We start from the raw sequence: 16,867 nt of genomic DNA on the forward strand, positions 1-16,867 counted from the left end.
GTAGAAATTATTCAACAATCATCTTTTTAGTATCAATCTTTTTTCCTCCTACATACAAAGTGTAGTAATACATTCCAGAAGATAAAGTTCTAGTATTGATATTTAATTCTTGATCCCCTTTTTGTGGCAAATCCACTCTAGAAATAATTTGTCCAGCAGTATTTACAAAAACAATAGTTGCTTCTCCTGTCATATCTTGAGGTACAAAATAACGGATAGCAGAAGTATCGTTGAAAGGATTTGGAATGTTTTGATATAAAATAGCTCCACTTCTTGATGCAGGTGTTCCTCCTGGTAAAGATAAAGTTCCACTACAAGCACAAGCTTCAATAGCTTCTACTCTAGTAATTAAATCATCAATTTGAGCTTGCTGCGCTACATTTTCAGCTTCCAGTGGGTCTAGTATTGGAGAAAGGTCAACGTTTACTGAAGTTCCTCCTTCAATAGCAACTGTTAAAGTATTCCCTGACAATGTTGCTGAAGTTAAGTTTTGATCGTCTGTTCCTGTTCCATCTTGAATCACTGCCAAGTCAACACCTGTTCCACCAGAAATATTTAAAGTAGTTCCTGATAATGATAAGTTTTGACTATCTGTATTATCCAAATATGGTGAAAGATCGATTGTTGTTGCTCCTCCAGAAATACTTAATACGTTAGCCGCAATTGATAACTCTTGATTATCTGTATTGTCTAAATAGGAAGATAAATCAATTGTTGTTGCACCGCCAGAAATACTTAATACGTTTGCCGCAATTGATAATTCTTGATTATCTGTATTATCTAAGTAAGGAGACAAGTCTACAGAACCTCCATCCGTTAAGCTTAAAATGTCAGACGCTAAGGATAAATCTTGTGTATCCGTATCGGTGTCCATCATTCCTTTCCAAGCAGAACCGCTCCAATAATAAGAGTTGTTATCATCGGTATCATACACTACCATTCCTTGATCTGACACTGCTAATGAACTACCAAACGAAGTACGTTCAGCTGTTGTCATACGGTTTAATTGCAACCCTTTAGTTGCTCCTGTTAAATCTAAAGAAGCGTTTGCGTTAGGCGTATCCGTTCCAATACCTACACTTAAAGGATTGGTAGCTCCACCAAGAACCATTGTATTATCATTTACTGCAGTTGCAGCATTACCAATGGCAACTGAGTTAGTTCCCTGTACGTTTGCAGCTACCCCGATAGCAATATTATTTGTTGGAAGTAAAGCACCCGGATCAGTTGAAGAAGCTTGATATCCAATTACAATAGCTCCATCACTTTGCGCTACTGAAGTAGATCCAATTGCTACTGCAAATTGATTGTCAATATCAACAGAGCGTCCAATACCTACTACATCATTTTCTTCAATATCAACAGCGTTACCAATACCAACAGAGTAATCTGCTAATGCTTGCATATTCCCTTGATATCCCATCATTACAGAGTAATCACCACGAACATCATGGTTCATACCCAAAGAAATTGAGTATTGTCCGTCTATAAATGAGTTGTTACCAAATCCCATTACGTTGTTATTACTTGCTGTGATATTGTATCCAAAGAACATCGTATTTGAACGGTTTGTATTGTCAAAATCTGCCAATGATCCCATTCCGACATTGTACTGTCCTTCACGGTTTGTAAAACCTGCTGAAAATCCCACATATGTGTTGTGGTTTGCATTGGTTAAACTATTAGTACGGTTGTTATCCCAACCTGCCTGTGCTCCAATAAACGTGTTGTAATCAGCATATTCAGTTGCTACACCAGAAGCAGCTCCCACCATAGTGTTGTAAATACCATCCCCAATATCAATAGCAGCTGAGTCTCCAACTCCTGTATTGTGGTGACCATCATCTACATCACTCATAGACTCACTACCAATACCTGTGTTACGGTATCCAACATTTGAAGAAATACCTACTTCATTACCAACGAATGTCTGTTTGTATCCTGTTGTATTACTAAATCCAGCATCTTCACCGATAAAGGTATTTTCATAACCTGTAGTATTGTTCGCTCCAGATTCTTCCCCTACGAATGTGTTATCATATCCTGTAGTATTGTTCTCTCCGGATTCAGCTCCAATAAAAGTATTATCTCCACCAGTAGTTGTTAAACGACCAGCTTCATACCCTATAAAAGTGTTATCAAATCCTGTAGTATTGGAATATCCCGCTAAGTATCCAATTGCTACCAATTCACTGGTAGTTACGCTTCGTCCTGCTGAATATCCAAACAAGGTGTTTCTTGAACCTGAAGTTGTGAAACTACCTGTACTATCTCCATAATAGGTGTTGAAGTCACCAGAAGTAATACTTACTCCTGATCCTGTACCCATAGTTTCATTCAATGTTTGTGCTTGTAATGTAGTAATTCCCAATAAGCAAAATACAAACACCACAATGAGGGGTAATTGTTTTTTCATAATAGAATGTTGTTAGTTTATTTTAAAATGGTTTATCAAATATATAAAATATATCTTTTTAAGCCTTTGCCAAATATAATAATCGGCGCTCAAAACCTTATGGGAGAATATACCTGTTTTACATAATTTTGTATAAGTTGACCACTTTTATTCATGAATGGTACATTCAAGATTGAATAATTCTACTATATTGCATCTCAAAATTTAATGCCGCTCTAATGCCAAAAGCTGAAAAAATTTGTAGCTGGATTCTATTTTTAGGTGTATTTGTAATTTATGCCATTTGTTCACCAAACACTATCTCTTTCTGGGATAGTCCTGAGTTTATCAATAGTAATTATACCTTGCAAGCCTCGCATCCGCCAGGTGCACCTTTTTATACTATTTTATGTAAAACCATTTTAACATGGTTTCCTGCTAGTAAAGCAGCATTGGTTTCCAACTTAATTTCAAGCTTTTTTGGAGCACTCACAATTACCCTGTTATTTAGAATCACTATAAATATCAGTAAAAAAGTATTCATTTTACCTGAAAGTAATCTTAATCGTACAGTTTCTTTTGTTGCTGGAATAGTTGCTGCTTTGTCTTTAGCTTTTTCTGATAGTTTTTGGACGGCATCAACAGAAGCAGAAGTATACACTTTATCTTTTTCTTTATTGACAGGAATGATTTACACAATGCTTTTATGGGAACAAACGCCAAATAAAGTAAAAGAAGTAAAATATGCTTTATTAATTGCTTTTTTATTAGGAATTTCTACAGGTGTCCATTTAATTACCATAGCAATTATTATCCCTTTTTCAATTCTTATAGCTCATAAAAAGTTTGGACTCAATCTAAAAAATTTCTGCATTGCGCTTTTAGCAGGAAGTGCCTCATTTTTTTTACTATATGGATTTGTGGTACAAGGCAGTATTAAATTAGCAAACTCATTAGATATTTGGTTGGTAAACTCTGTAAAAATGCCTCTTAATAGTGGAATTATTGTTGTTATTATACTAATCTCAATTATCAGTAGTTTTTTATTGATTTTTTCCAAAAAAAGAAACAAAAAAACAATTCATCATTGTACACTTGGCATTGTATTTTTTCTCATAGGAATGAGTTCTTTCTTAATGCCTTTACAACGTTCTGATGTGCAAATGTTGATTGCCGATCGTATGCTAAATAGTAACAAAATGCTACAATATGTTCGGGCAGAACAATTTGGCGTTGGTGCTATTCCTCTTTTAAAAGGCCCTGTTTATAATGCTCCGTTAAACAAAGACGTTTCTTTTGTAGATGGAACCCCTGAATTTAGGTATGTTCCTTCTGAAGAAAAGTATTTAATAACACACGATGGAAAGTTCAAAGAAGTACAATATGCTAAAGAATTTACTATGTTTTTTCCGCGTATGTTTGATCGTGGAGATGCAGAAAAATATAAAGCTTGGACACCCATTTTTGGCGAACCTATTGAATATCCTGTGCAAGGTGAAACGGTAACAATTTACAAACCTACTTTTGGTGAAAATCTACGATTTTTCTTCAATTATCAAGTAATCTGGCTAAATGCACGTTATCTGTTTTGGAATTTTATTGGACGACAAAACGATTACCACGGATTAGGTTACATTAAAGAGGGTAACTGGATGAGTGGTGTCAACGTATTGGACAAACATCGAATTGGCGACAAACAAGTAATTCCTCATCATTATCAGCATCACAAAGGAAATGATGCCTATTACTTTTTGCCTTTTTTACTAGGCATACTAGGAATTTTTGCTTTAAGAAAACACAAACAATATCTTTGGACTACTATTTTAGTTTTTCTTACATTCGGTATTGGAATTACGATTTATGTAAATCCGGTTCCTTCTAGTATTTTAATTCGAGAACGTGATTATATTTTTATAGGATCCTTCATAATTTTCGCCCTCTGGATTGGACTCTCGGTTGTTTTTTTGATACAAACCTTCTCTTTTATCAAAAACAAAAAAATACGTATCTCAATCATCACTGGCTTTGTGTTCCTCGCGTCACCAATACAATTATTTGCAAAAGGTTGGGACAATCATCAGCGTGCACATGATACTTTTGCTTATGATTTTGGAAAAGCATATTTAGACGCGTGTCCAGAGCAAGCTATTTTAATTACCGATGGCGACAATATGACTTTTCCGTTATGGTATTTACAACAAGTAGAAGGCTATCGTACAGATGTTCGTGTCATTAATTTTGATCAGTTAAATATTGATTCACATGTTGATAATTTAACAAAAAAACTATACGAGTCCAAACCTGTAAAAATTAGCCTAGACAAAAAACTATACATTAGTGGTGTAGAAAAATTATTCCCATTACAGGAAGAAACTGAAAAAGCAGCCGTATTACCAATTTTATTTGAATTCTTAAATAACGACAACACAAAAATCAATTGGAATGGTAGAATGCGACATTATATTCCTTCCTCTACATTTTCTATCCCAATAGATACAACCAAAATGCAAAAACAATTCAGTCCTGAAAAATTAAATGCTTCTTATACTTCTGAAATTACTTGGAAGCATCCAAAAAAGTTTTACGGACTCAATGAAATTGTGTTGATGAACGTATTAATGGAAAATATTAATGATCGACCGATTTGCTTTGTTTCTAATGGAAAAAAGAGACATCTCATCAACCTTGAGCCGTATTTAATTCAACACGGAATGGTTAGCATTCTTGCTCCTATTCAACGAAAAAATGCTGAATTGAATCCAAAAATAGTTGACACAGAAATGATGTTTCCCTATGTAATGAATCAATTGCAATTCAAAAAAATGGATTCTTCTGAAAATTTTGTACGCAATGAAAATGTATCTTATGCTAGAGAAATTTTACGTCAAAATTATTACTTTTTAGCGCAAGCACTATTAGAAGAAGGTAAAACAAGCGAAGCTATCCGTGTGTTAGATACTTGCATAACGCTGTTTCCAGATAAAACAGTCCCTTTCAAGCAATTTGCATATGCCATTGGGAAACTATATGTTCGCGCAGGAAATACTCCTAAAGGCACTGAAATTTGCAGAACTGCCATGCAAAATATTTGGGAAGAATTGCAATGGATGACTTCCTTTGATCCTCCATATCCTATTATTAATTTACGACATGCCTATCGCTTAAAAAATATGTATGCACAAATGATGCAACAATTTCCTAATGGTGTAGAAAATTCACCTGTAAGTCCGAAATCATTTCAACAATTTGACGCTGCATTTCAAACATGGCAACAACGTAATTGGCCTTATTAATTCCTCTAAACATGCTATTCTCTACAGAAGTAACTTCTTCAAAAATTCAATCAGATAATCCACTATTTCAGCGCACACTAAAAGCGTATCACATTGTAGCTCCATTAATTCACGGCAATGTATTAGAAATTGGTTGTGGAGAAGGCTACGGAGTAGAATTATTGTATAAAAATGCCAGCCAATTAACACTGATTGATAAGTCGCCCTACACGGCTGAGTTTATCAACAATAAATACCCTAACACGGTTATTATTCAAGAAAAAATTCCGCCATTAACAACCTTAGCATCCAATAGTTTTGATGTGGTAGTTTCGTTTCAAGTAATTGAACATATCAAAGAAGCTTCCTTATACATTGAGGAAATTCATCGTGTACTCAAACCTGGAGGAAAAGCGTATATTTCTACTCCCAATGCATTAAAAACCATTGCTAGAAATCCGTGGCATTACAAAGAATATACCTATCAAGATCTAACCAATCTTTTTGACCATACATTCTCAAAATACACCATTCAAGCCATTAAAGGGAATCAAAAAACAGATACCTATTATGAAAAAAATAAAAAATCTGTAGCCCGATTTTTACGTTATGATATTTTTAATCTTGAACATAAAATTCCTGCTTGGATGCTTCAAATTCCGTATGAAATTGCAAATCGGATGAATCGTAAAAAACTTCTTCACAAACACCCTGAACTGGTTAATGATATTACATTGGACGATTATTCACTGGCTCCACATTCAGAAGCTAGCTTAGATTTCTTTTGTACACTGGAGAAATAGTTTTCCATGTGCAGGTATCGTAAAAATTCTTCGTTTCTTGTTTATAGGTCGATTATAAAAGTAGTTTCACCCATCGATTTTCTTCTATTATAGAAAATAACTAAAAAGTCTGAACATAAAATAATACCTTTGCGCTTTAATTTAAATTGAATGCGATTACATAGAAATTTAGTTTTTTCCGTGATTGACGGATTAAACTTGATATTTAATGAAGAGGCTTATGCTGATAAAGTAGTTGAAAAATTACTCAAACGAGATGCCCGATGGGGAAGTCGTGATCGTAAGTTTGTAGCAGAGACTACGTATGAAATTGTACGTTGGAAACGTTTATATGCTGAAATAGCGGAGATTAAAGAAAATTATTCTCGAGAAAATTTATGGCGTATGTTTGCTGTTTGGGCAACACTTCGAGGAATCGACTTACCAGATTGGAATCAACTTAAAGGGACTCCTACACGTAGAATAAAAGGTCGTTTTGACGAACTCTCTAAAATAAGAAAAATCAAAGAATCTATTCCTGATTGGCTGGATGAATTGGGTGTACAAGAACTTGGAGAAAGTGTTTGGACAAAAGAAATTCATGCTTTGAACGAACAAGCAGACGTGATTTTGCGCACCAACACCTTACGAACAACTAAGAAAAAACTCCAAGAAGTCTTAGCATCAGAAAGCATTGAAACAGAAACTATTAAAGGTTATTCGGATGCGTTACGTTTAAAAGAACGTGCCAACATCTTTAAAAATGATGCTTTCAAAAATGGATTATTTGAAGTGCAAGATGCATCCTCTCAACTCGTAGCAGCTTTACTAGATGTTAAACCTGGTATGAAAGTCGTAGATGCGTGTGCAGGCGCTGGAGGAAAATCATTGCATATCGCAGCTCTAATGGAAAACAAAGGACAAGTCATTTCATTAGATATTTACGAAGGAAAATTGCGTGAATTAAAACGTAGAGCCAAACGAAATGGGGCACATAATATTGAAACTCGAGCCATTACTTCTTCAAAAATAATCAAGAAGTTATATGACAAAGCTGATCGTGTATTAATCGATGCTCCTTGCTCAGGATTGGGTGTTCTTCGAAGAAATCCAGACGCTAAATGGAAAATTGAACCTGAATTCTTAGAAAAAGTTAAGGCAACCCAACAAGATATTTTACAACGCTATTCGCGAATGGTCAAATCTGGAGGAAAACTTGTATATGCAACTTGTTCAATTCTTCCTTCAGAAAATCAAGAGCAAGTTGAGAAGTTTTTAGCTTCTAATGATGATTTCTCTTTGATAGAAGATAAGAAAGTGCTTGCGCATGAATCTGGTTTTGATGGATTTTATATGGCACTTTTACAAAAAAAATAAACCCTAAATTATTTGAATTATATTATTACGATGAAAAGAACACTACTTTTTTTAATTGGATTACTATCATTAAGTGCGATTGCTCAACAATCATATTACAATGATGTTAATCTTACCCTAACAGGAATTCAATTACGTGACGAGTTGGCTACCAAAGTAATCAACACACACTCAAATTCACTTTCCTATTCTGAAATTTGGACAGCTACTATGATTACAGATGTTGATCCGAACAATGCAAACAATGTATTACTTATTTATGGTTGGGAAAATGGAAGCGATGGTGATGTAACCAACGATTTATCAAGAGATAAAAACAGTAATGGTGGTAACGTAGGAGATTGGAACAGAGAACACACTTTTGCCAATTCATTAGCAAATCCTTCATTAGATGCTAGTACGACCAATGGACCTCCTTATAGCGATGCACATAACTTACGTTCAAGTGATGTACAACGCAATGGACAACGTGGAAATCGTTTATTTGCTGCGGGTTCTGGAAACTCTGGAACTGTTGGAGCTTTTTGGTATCCTGGAGATGCTTCTTTAGGAGGAACTGACTGGCGTGGTGATGTAGCAAGAATTGTTATGTATATGTACATTCGTTATGGGAATCAGTGTGCTCCTAATTTGGTAGCAGACGGAACTACTAACAGTGTAGATGCGAACATGATTGATTTGTTATTAGAGTGGAATGCTGCAGATCCTGTTTCTCCATATGAAGATGCTCGTAATAACTATCATGAAAATATTGTAAATGCTACCGCACAAGGAAATCGCAATCCTTTTATTGACAATCCACGCTTAGCAACACAAATTTGGGGAGGAACTCCTGCCGAAGATCGTTGGGGAATTTACAGTTCTGACGCTCAAGCACCAACTGTTCCTACCAATGTAATGGTAAGTAACGAAACTAGCAGTAGCATTCAAGTTTCTTGGACCGCTTCAACTGATAATGTTGGAGTAACTGCCTATGATGTGTATGTTGATGGTATGTTTGATCAAACTGTAACAACAACTTCTGCAACCGTAAGTGGGTTATCTGCATTAACTACTTATACTTTTACTGTTCTAGCCAAAGATGCTGCTGGAAATAGCTCAGCACAATCTACAGGTGTTGATGGAACTACACTTGATGGAGGAGCTCCTGGTGCAACATGTGCTAGCGAAACTTTTGAAAATATCGGGGCAAACTCTAGTGCTTACCAAACAAGAAATTGGACAGGCGATAATGGATTACAATGGCAAGCAACTGATGCTCGTACCGACCAACCTATTGCTAATGGAAAAGCAATCACCGTAAGAAATGGAGCAATTACAGCTCCTACTGTTCCTGATGGTATTGGAGAACTAACTGTAACAACACAATTAGTCTTCTCTGGGTCAAGCGGTACATTTGATGTAGTTGTGAATGGAAGTGTAGTAGGTACAATTCCTTACAGTAGTACGGTAACTACAACAACTATCCCTAATATTAATGTTGCTAGTGATATTTCTTTAGTAATTAATAATAATTCAACTGGTTCCAATAGAGTTCGTTTTGATGACTTAACTTGGACCTGCTATTCGACTCCTTTAAGTGTTGAAGAGGAAAACTTAGAAACTTTCCGTATGTATCCAAATCCTTCTAACGGAGATATTGTTTATGTACAGACGCAAAATAATGTAACTATACACACTATTCGAGTTTATGACATTTCAGGAAAACAAGTACTGTATAATACCAACTCTACGAACGAAATCAATGTTCAAAGTTTACAACGCGGATTGTATCTTGTTCAGCTAGAAACAGCTAATCAAACAATTAACAAGAAACTGATTAAACAGTAAAAAATATCTTAATCATATAAAAAAGGCGATAGTTCTATTATACAGAGGTATCGCCTTTTTAATTATTCAACGCAAAATCCATAGCAGCACACGCATGAATTTTTGTTGTGTCAAATACAGGAATAGAAACATCTGCTTGCTGAATTAACAACGGAATTTCTGTACATCCCAAAATAACTCCTTCTGCACCTTCTCCTTGAAGTCGTTCTATGACTCTACAATAGGCTTCTTTAGAATTTGGACTGAGAATCCCTTTTGACAACTCGTCATAAATGACATTATGTATTACAGCGCGTTCATCTTCATTAGGAATCACTGTTTGTATTCCATACGAAGTCAATATTTTTTTATAAAAATCTTTTTCCATAGTATACTTTGTTCCTAATAGAGCTATAGTTTTCAATTCTTGTTCCTGAATTTTTTGAGCAGTTGCTTCAGCAATATGTATAACTGGAATAGAAACACTTTTGCGCACAGCTTCAATTGTTAAATGCATGGTATTCGCACAAATAATCACACAAGATGCTCCTGATCTCTCCAAACTCAATGCTGCATTACTCATCAGTTGATCCAGCACATCCCAGCGATTTTCAGTTTGCAAATGATGAATTTCTCCAAAATCAACCGAATGAATAATACATTTTGCTGTATGCGAATCTCCTATATGTTGAGCTGCCAAAGCATTCAGTATTTGATAATATAGTATGGTAGACTGTGGTGTAATACCTCCTATAAGTCCAATAGTTTTCATATCTCAAAGAATTTACAGCATTAAAATTAGGGATTTATTCACTTTGCTTCTACTTTTGTATATATATTTTTAGCACATGACTACATTACTCATCAACATTAAAGAATTACTTCAAGTTCGTAAAACCAACGTTTCTAAAGTCGCAGGAAATGAAATGAAACATCTTCCTACTTTACAAAATGCTTACCTATATATTGTTGATGGAACCATTTCAAGTTTTGGTGTTATGGCTGATATAGAAATTGCTTCCGCAGATACAATCATAGATTGTACTGATAAAATTGTATTACCAACTTGGTGCGATAGTCATACTCATATAGTTTATGCTGGGAATCGCGCACAAGAATTTGTAGATAGAATTAACGGACTGAGCTATGAGGAAATAGCTAATAGAGGCGGTGGCATCTTAAATTCTGCAAAGAAACTACAAGAAACTTCTGAAGAAGAACTATTTACGCAATCTGCAAAACGTCTTGAAGAAGTGATACAACTAGGAACTGGTGCAATTGAGATTAAATCTGGTTATGGACTCACTACAGATGCCGAAGTTAAGATGTTACGAGTAGCCAAACGCTTAAAGGAACACTATAATTTCCCTGTTAAAACTACTTTCTTGGGTGCACATGCAATTCCTGCTGAATATAAAAACAACAAAGATGGCTACATGGATTTAGTAATCCATGAAATGTTACCTAAAGTGGCTAATGAACAACTCGCAGAATATGTAGATATTTTTTGTGAAAAAGGATATTTCAGCTTACAAGACACTGAACGTTTACTCAAAGCGGCTCAATCATTCAATCTTATACCAAAAATTCATGTAAACCAGTTCAATGCCTTTGGCGGAGTTGCGTTAGGCGTTCAATACAAAGCTCTTTCTGTGGATCATTTAGAAGAACTAAATCAAGAAGATATTACAGCTTTACAAGGAAGTGATACAATGCCTGTAGCATTGCCTTCATGCTCTTATTTTTTAAGTATTCCCTACACTCCTGCCCGAAAATTGATTGACGCCGGACTACCCGTAGCATTAGCAACCGATTACAACCCAGGATCTACACCTTCTGGAAATATGAATTTTGTTATCAGTACTGCCTGTATCAAAATGAAAATGACCCCAGAAGAAGCCATCAATGCTGCAACAATTAATGGAGCATATGCTATGGGACTTTCGGAAACTCATGGAAGTATTACACAAGGAAAAGCAGCTAATTTAATTATTACCAAAAAAATAGACTCTTATCACGTACTTCCTTATGCTTTTGGAAATAACCATATTGACCAAGTACTTATCAATGGAAGAGTAATGTAACTTTCTTCCTTTTTTATAACAAATTTTGCCATGCTCAATTTTTCGCTTCTTCCAAATGGTTTGCTTTCTCAATTGTTACTACAAAAAGGGATTGTCAATTTTAACGACGCGGTTACCTATATTCACCAGTTACCGTATGGAAGAAACACTGACCGTAGCAACTATCAATCTATCATCCCAGAAAACAAAGGAACTTGCGCTACAAAGCATGCATTTTTAAAACAGCTTGCGATTGAAAACCAACAAGATGATGTTCAGTTATTTATGGGAATTTATAAAATGAATGCACAAAACACATCTGGTATAGGCAAAATTCTAACAAAGTATCAACTTCCTTATATACCCGAAGCACATACGTATTTAAAAATTAACGGTAACCTTCTCGACATTACACGTATTACCCAAAATGACACCTCTTTTGTAACAAGTCTACTAGTAGAAGAAGAAATTCTCCCATATCAAATTGGGGCATATAAAATAACTTGGCATCAACAGTTTCTAAAACAATGGATTGATTCAGCGCACCTCTCCTATTCTTTTGAAGAAATCTGGAAAATTAGAGAAGAGTGTATTTTAGCTCTTTCTGAAGCATTGTAAGGCTATATAAATACTAAAGTTCCCTCCTTTCTTAATTTCAGGAAACTTTTCTTTTTTCATTTTTCTTCAAAACATAAAAAACGTACTTTAGCTATACGCAACCGACACAGAACTTATGCTACAATTGTACACCAGTACCACTCTTGAAACCTTGATTCATAAAAGAGACGGAGAAACCAAATTTGGAGAAAAAGTTGAAACACTTTCTTCACAGGAAGATTTAGGTGAGCAACTACTTAAAAGTAATGCCAAATACGTATTATTTGGAATTCCTGAAGATATTGGTATTCGAGCTAATCGTGGAAAAAAAGGAGCTACTACCGCATGGAATGCCGGACTTGCCTCATTGCTAAATACGCAAGACAATGCCTATAACAAAGGAAAGCATGTACTGGTATTGGGTCATTTTGACTTTTCGGAGTTACAAGAAACTGCTGAGAATTTTTCTAAGAATGATCCTAATTATTATCAACAACTCGCCAATCTTGTTCGTAAAATTGATGACGAAGTGAGTTATTTGGTATTTCAAATTGTAAGTGCAGGAAAAAAACCTATCATTATTGGTGGAGGACATAACAATGCCTATGGAAATATAAAAGGAGCTGCATTGGGGAAAAGCAAAGCTATTAATGTAGTAAATTTTGATGCGCATACCGATTTTAGAAGTCTAGAAGGCAGACATAGTGGTAACGGCTTTAGTTATGCCTTTAAAGAAGGCTTTTTAGACAGATATTTTATGTTTGGTTTACACGAAAATTATTCGTCAAAAAAAGTATTTAAAACCATCAATGCAACTCCAGATCGCTTGCGTTACAACACTTTTGAAAGTGTCATGATACGACAAGAACAAGGTTTTTCATTTCAACTACACAATGCGTTAAACTTCATTAACAACCGTCCATATGGTATAGAGATAGATTGCGATGTAATTGAAAATATTCCCAGTAGTGCTATGACTCCTAGCGGATTTTCCGCAAATCAAGCACGCGCTTTTGTTTCTTTTTTTGGCAAACAAAAAAATGCAGCCTATTTACATCTTTGTGAGGCTGCGCCAAATCCAAATGATGCCAAAGAAATGTATTTAGTGGGTAAACTATTAAGCTATTTGATAACCGATTTTATTCGTAAATAAAATATGGAAAAAGTGTCCATCATACCTTTTGAAGAACAATATTCTAAATATTTCTACCAATTGAATCGCGAATGGCTTGAAGCGTTCTTTTATGTTGAACCTTATGACGAAAAAGTATTGAGTCAACCTCAAAAATATATTATTGACCAAGGTGGATATATCTTTTTTGCCAAAATCAACAATCAAATTGTGGGTACTGTAGCGCTAATGAAAATTATTGATACTGTATATGAGCTTAGTAAAATGGCAGTTTCTCCAGAACGTAGAGGGCAAAAGATTGGACACGAACTGTTACAGCATTGTATCAATTTTTCAAAAGAAAATCATATAGAAAAACTGCTGTTGTATTCCAATCGGAAACTTGAAAACGCTATTTATTTATATAAAAAGTATGGATTCAAAGAAATTCCATTAGAACTTGATAATCCATATGCACGTGGAGATATCAAAATGGAATTAATTATAGATGAATTCACTTCTTAAATTATCATAAAAAATACAACAACCGTAACATTTGTACAATTGAAGCGTCTTGTTTACATACTGAACTAATTTTTAATGAAAGAAAGTTATATCACGTTTTTTAGGCGTTTTTGGATTGTCCTCATCATCGGTTTTATTCTGTACAATTGTTTTTTTCCTGAGACTTTTTCGAGAGAAAGTATTGCAATGCAAATAGAAGCTTGTGGAGCTTATGGACTAATTGTTTTCTTTTTGTGTCACATTATCCGAGGATTTGTAATGCTTCCTAGTACTGCCTTAATTTTTGCCGGTGTTTATCTGTTTCCAAACGATTTATTTTTGGTGTTGTTACTTTCTGTAATCGGAATTGTTATTTCTTCAATGATTGTATATTATTTTTCAGATAAATTAGGCTTTGCTAAAATATTTGATAAGAATACTAAAACAACTAATCTTGTAAAAGAAAAATTGTCTGGAAAATACGGCCCGCTTTTTATCATATTTTGGGCATTTTTCCCATTAGTGCCTACCGATTTAATATGCTACACTGCCGGTGCTATGAAAATTAATCCTATCGTTTTTGCGCTAAGTATCTTTATTGGCGAGTTGATATTATGTAGTATCTATGTGTATGGAAGTGCCTATTTTATATAACCTTTGTGTAAAGGTTTTTTAATATGATTTGATGAAACTCAGCCATATCATAAGGTTTTATAATAAAATCATTCATTCCAGCTTCTTGAATTCTATCTTTTATTTGTGCTTCTTCTACAGCTGTTAATGCGATAATAGGAGTACGTTTGTCAATTTTACGAATATGTTTGGTTGTTTCTACACCGTCTAGGTTTGGCATGTTAATATCCATCAAAATCAAGTCAAACGAATTCGTTCTCAATATATCTAGAGCTTCTATTCCATCTTCGGCAACTTCACATTCATATCCTTTTCCTTGCAAAATTCGTTTCGTTACAACTCTATTAATCTTATTATCATCTACAATTAAAATACGTTTTTCGATTACTTCCGTAGCTTTACTTTGAGCAGTAGTTTCTTTCAATACTAACTCTGCACTTTCCTCAAAAGTAATTTCAAAAGAAAACTCTGTGCCTTGACCTTCTTCACTTTTTAACTCTATGTCACTTTCAAAAAGTAACAGTAGTCGTTTTACAATCGATAGTCCCAAACCAGTTCCTTGATAATTTTTTTCAATAGGACGCAATTGTATGAACTTATCAAAAACCGAAGTTTGTTTATCTTTAGGAATTCCTATTCCATCATCTTCAATCCTAAATTTTAAAGTATGTTTTGCTCCTTTTTTAGCAACTGATTCTATACGAATCCAAATATTACCAGATTCAGTAAATTTAATCGCATTCCCAATAAGATTCATCAAAATTTGAGATAAACGAACCGAATCTCCAATGAGAATTTGCGGAATTTCTTCATCAATTTCCTTATGAACTTGATTCTCATTTTGACTTATAGCAAAGCTAAATGAATTGACTACCTCATTAATTAAGTTTCTGATGTTAAACGGAATGCTTTCCAGTTTGACACCTTGCGACTCAATTTTATTCATCTGTAACACATTATTAATCAATGACAATAAGTATTTACTAGAAAATTTGAGTGATTTGAAATTTTCATTTTCTCTCAAATGAGGAAAATCTTCAGATAGTAATGAAGTAAGCCCTACAACTCCGTATAAAGGTGTGCGCAATTCGTGGCTTACTGTAGAAAAAAATTGAGCCTTAAGATTGGCTTGTTGTTCAGCTTCTTCTTTGGCCTCTTGCAATTCAGAATTTTTTAAGCGCAGTTTCGATATTGCTCTATTTCTAAACTTATAATTCTTAAACATATTGATAAGTAACAAGATCAGAATAAAGCCTGCCACCATTAAAACATATGAAACTTGTTTAGATTTTCTAATAATTGTTTCTTGATTTCGCTTCTCTGCTTCAATTCGCTTGAGATCTCTTTTTATATCATCTACCGAAAATTTTGCCAAAGCAGCTTGGTTCTCTCTAATTTTTTTCTCGTCTAATAAAGAGTCCTTTAATTGTAAATGCTTATTCAAACGTTCATATGCCAACGTATAATTTTCTTGCTTTTCAGCTAGTGTAGCGTAATATTGATAAATCTCAGTCAATTCTTCCAACAATTTTGCTTTGTTTGCATACTCAATAGACATTCTAAAATAATTGTCGGCTAATGGCAGTTTTTCTTTGTGCATATAATACCTGCCAAACAAATAATTGATTTGAGCTTTTGCTGAATCATCTCCGTATTTTGTAAAAATCATGTTTTCAGATTGTACTATATACGGTAAAGCCATATCGTATTTTTCCTTGTCTATATAAGTCCACCCAATATTCATAATTGGAGTTAGTATCTCGAAGGTATCTTTTATTTTTCTGGCGAGTTGTAAAGATTTTTTGTAGTAATACAACGCAGTATCCGTTTTTTGAAGACCTTCCGAATACAAATTTCCCATATTGTTATACACCCAATTTTGGATGGTATCATTTTTTATCTCTTCAGAATATCGCAAAGACTCTAAGAACTTTTCTCTCGACTTGTCAAATTCAGAAATTCCTTCGTACGCCAAACCTAGTTCGTTATAAAATAAAGCCAAATTGTATTTATCATCAATCTCATTGGCATAAATAATCCCTCTATTGCATGCTTCAATAACTTCTTTATATTCATATTTGGAGAAACTATAAAAAGATTGATCTAAATATTTATTAATACTATCTTTAATACGCTTTTTGACAATGTTCTGACTCGAAACAGTGAGAATCCCTAGAAGGAGTACTAATATGGTAGGTAAAATTCTTTTCAAAAAATTCGGGTTTTAAGACTTTTCAAAATACAAAAAAATAACATACTAAACGGTTTTTGTGCAATTCTTCTCAAGAAGTAAATGCTTCACTACATTTTTAAATTCAAACCCC

At 34.4% G+C, this 16,867-nt stretch carries 12 protein-coding genes; 9 read left to right on the forward strand and 3 right to left on the reverse strand.

Annotated features, from left to right (window positions below):
• Window positions 1-7 precede the first annotated feature (7 nt).
• Window positions 8-2,416: a T9SS type A sorting domain-containing protein gene (locus AA088_RS09830; RefSeq protein WP_046744810.1), complete on the reverse strand. Its 2,409-nt coding sequence runs from the start codon at window positions 2,414-2,416 to the stop codon at window positions 8-10.
• 218 nt (window positions 2,417-2,634) lie between these two features.
• Between AA088_RS09830 and AA088_RS09835 the strand changes: the two genes are divergently transcribed.
• The 4 genes from AA088_RS09835 (at window position 2,635) to AA088_RS09850 (ending at window position 9,656) form a co-directional block, all read left to right on the forward strand.
• Window positions 2,635-5,688: a glycosyltransferase family 117 protein gene (locus tag AA088_RS09835; protein WP_046744811.1), complete on the forward strand. Its 3,054-nt coding sequence runs from the start codon at window positions 2,635-2,637 to the stop codon at window positions 5,686-5,688.
• Window positions 5,689-5,699: 11 nt separating this feature from the next.
• A complete protein-coding gene (locus AA088_RS09840; RefSeq protein ID WP_046744938.1) occupies window positions 5,700-6,470 on the forward strand; it encodes a class I SAM-dependent methyltransferase in 771 nt (256 codons plus the stop codon).
• Between the two features lie 150 nt (window positions 6,471-6,620).
• Window positions 6,621-7,826, forward strand: coding sequence for an RsmB/NOP family class I SAM-dependent RNA methyltransferase (locus tag AA088_RS09845; RefSeq protein ID WP_046744812.1), 1,206 nt, complete (start codon window positions 6,621-6,623; stop codon window positions 7,824-7,826).
• A gap of 30 nt (window positions 7,827-7,856) precedes the next feature.
• A complete protein-coding gene (locus tag AA088_RS09850; protein ID WP_046744813.1) occupies window positions 7,857-9,656 on the forward strand; it encodes an endonuclease in 1,800 nt (599 codons plus the stop codon).
• 58 nt (window positions 9,657-9,714) lie between these two features.
• Here AA088_RS09850 and AA088_RS09855 read toward each other — a convergent pair whose 3' ends face one another.
• Window positions 9,715-10,407 carry an aspartate/glutamate racemase family protein gene (locus tag AA088_RS09855; RefSeq protein ID WP_046744814.1) on the reverse strand — a complete coding sequence of 231 codons (693 nt, stop codon included), beginning with the start codon at window positions 10,405-10,407 and terminating at the stop codon, window positions 9,715-9,717.
• Window positions 10,408-10,483: 76 nt separating this feature from the next.
• On the opposite strand from AA088_RS09855, the gene hutI reads away from it, so the two are divergent.
• The 5 genes from hutI (at window position 10,484) to AA088_RS09880 (ending at window position 14,564) form a co-directional block, all read left to right on the forward strand.
• The gene (hutI, locus tag AA088_RS09860) at window positions 10,484-11,719 is read left to right on the forward strand and encodes an imidazolonepropionase (protein WP_046744815.1); all 1,236 of its coding nucleotides are present in this window, start codon (window positions 10,484-10,486) and stop codon (window positions 11,717-11,719) included.
• A 30-nt stretch (window positions 11,720-11,749) separates the two neighbouring features.
• Window positions 11,750-12,316: a hypothetical protein gene (locus AA088_RS09865; RefSeq protein ID WP_046744816.1), complete on the forward strand. Its 567-nt coding sequence runs from the start codon at window positions 11,750-11,752 to the stop codon at window positions 12,314-12,316.
• A gap of 115 nt (window positions 12,317-12,431) precedes the next feature.
• The gene (locus AA088_RS09870; RefSeq protein ID WP_046744817.1) at window positions 12,432-13,448 is read left to right on the forward strand and encodes a formimidoylglutamase; all 1,017 of its coding nucleotides are present in this window, start codon (window positions 12,432-12,434) and stop codon (window positions 13,446-13,448) included.
• 3 nt (window positions 13,449-13,451) lie between these two features.
• Window positions 13,452-13,931 (forward strand): GNAT family N-acetyltransferase, encoded by a 480-nt coding sequence (locus tag AA088_RS09875; RefSeq protein WP_046744818.1) that lies wholly within the window; start codon window positions 13,452-13,454, stop codon window positions 13,929-13,931.
• A 75-nt stretch (window positions 13,932-14,006) separates the two neighbouring features.
• Window positions 14,007-14,564: a TVP38/TMEM64 family protein gene (locus AA088_RS09880; protein ID WP_052752851.1), complete on the forward strand. Its 558-nt coding sequence runs from the start codon at window positions 14,007-14,009 to the stop codon at window positions 14,562-14,564.
• Here AA088_RS09880 and AA088_RS09885 read toward each other — a convergent pair.
• Window positions 14,557-16,755 (reverse strand): response regulator, encoded by a 2,199-nt coding sequence (locus tag AA088_RS09885; RefSeq protein WP_052752852.1) that lies wholly within the window; start codon window positions 16,753-16,755, stop codon window positions 14,557-14,559. The genes AA088_RS09880 and AA088_RS09885 overlap by 8 nt on opposite strands.
• Between the last annotated feature and the right edge of the window lie 112 nt (window positions 16,756-16,867).

It is taken from the genome of Kordia zhangzhouensis (genome assembly GCF_001005305.1).
Taxonomy (GTDB): domain Bacteria; phylum Bacteroidota; class Bacteroidia; order Flavobacteriales; family Flavobacteriaceae; genus Kordia; species Kordia zhangzhouensis.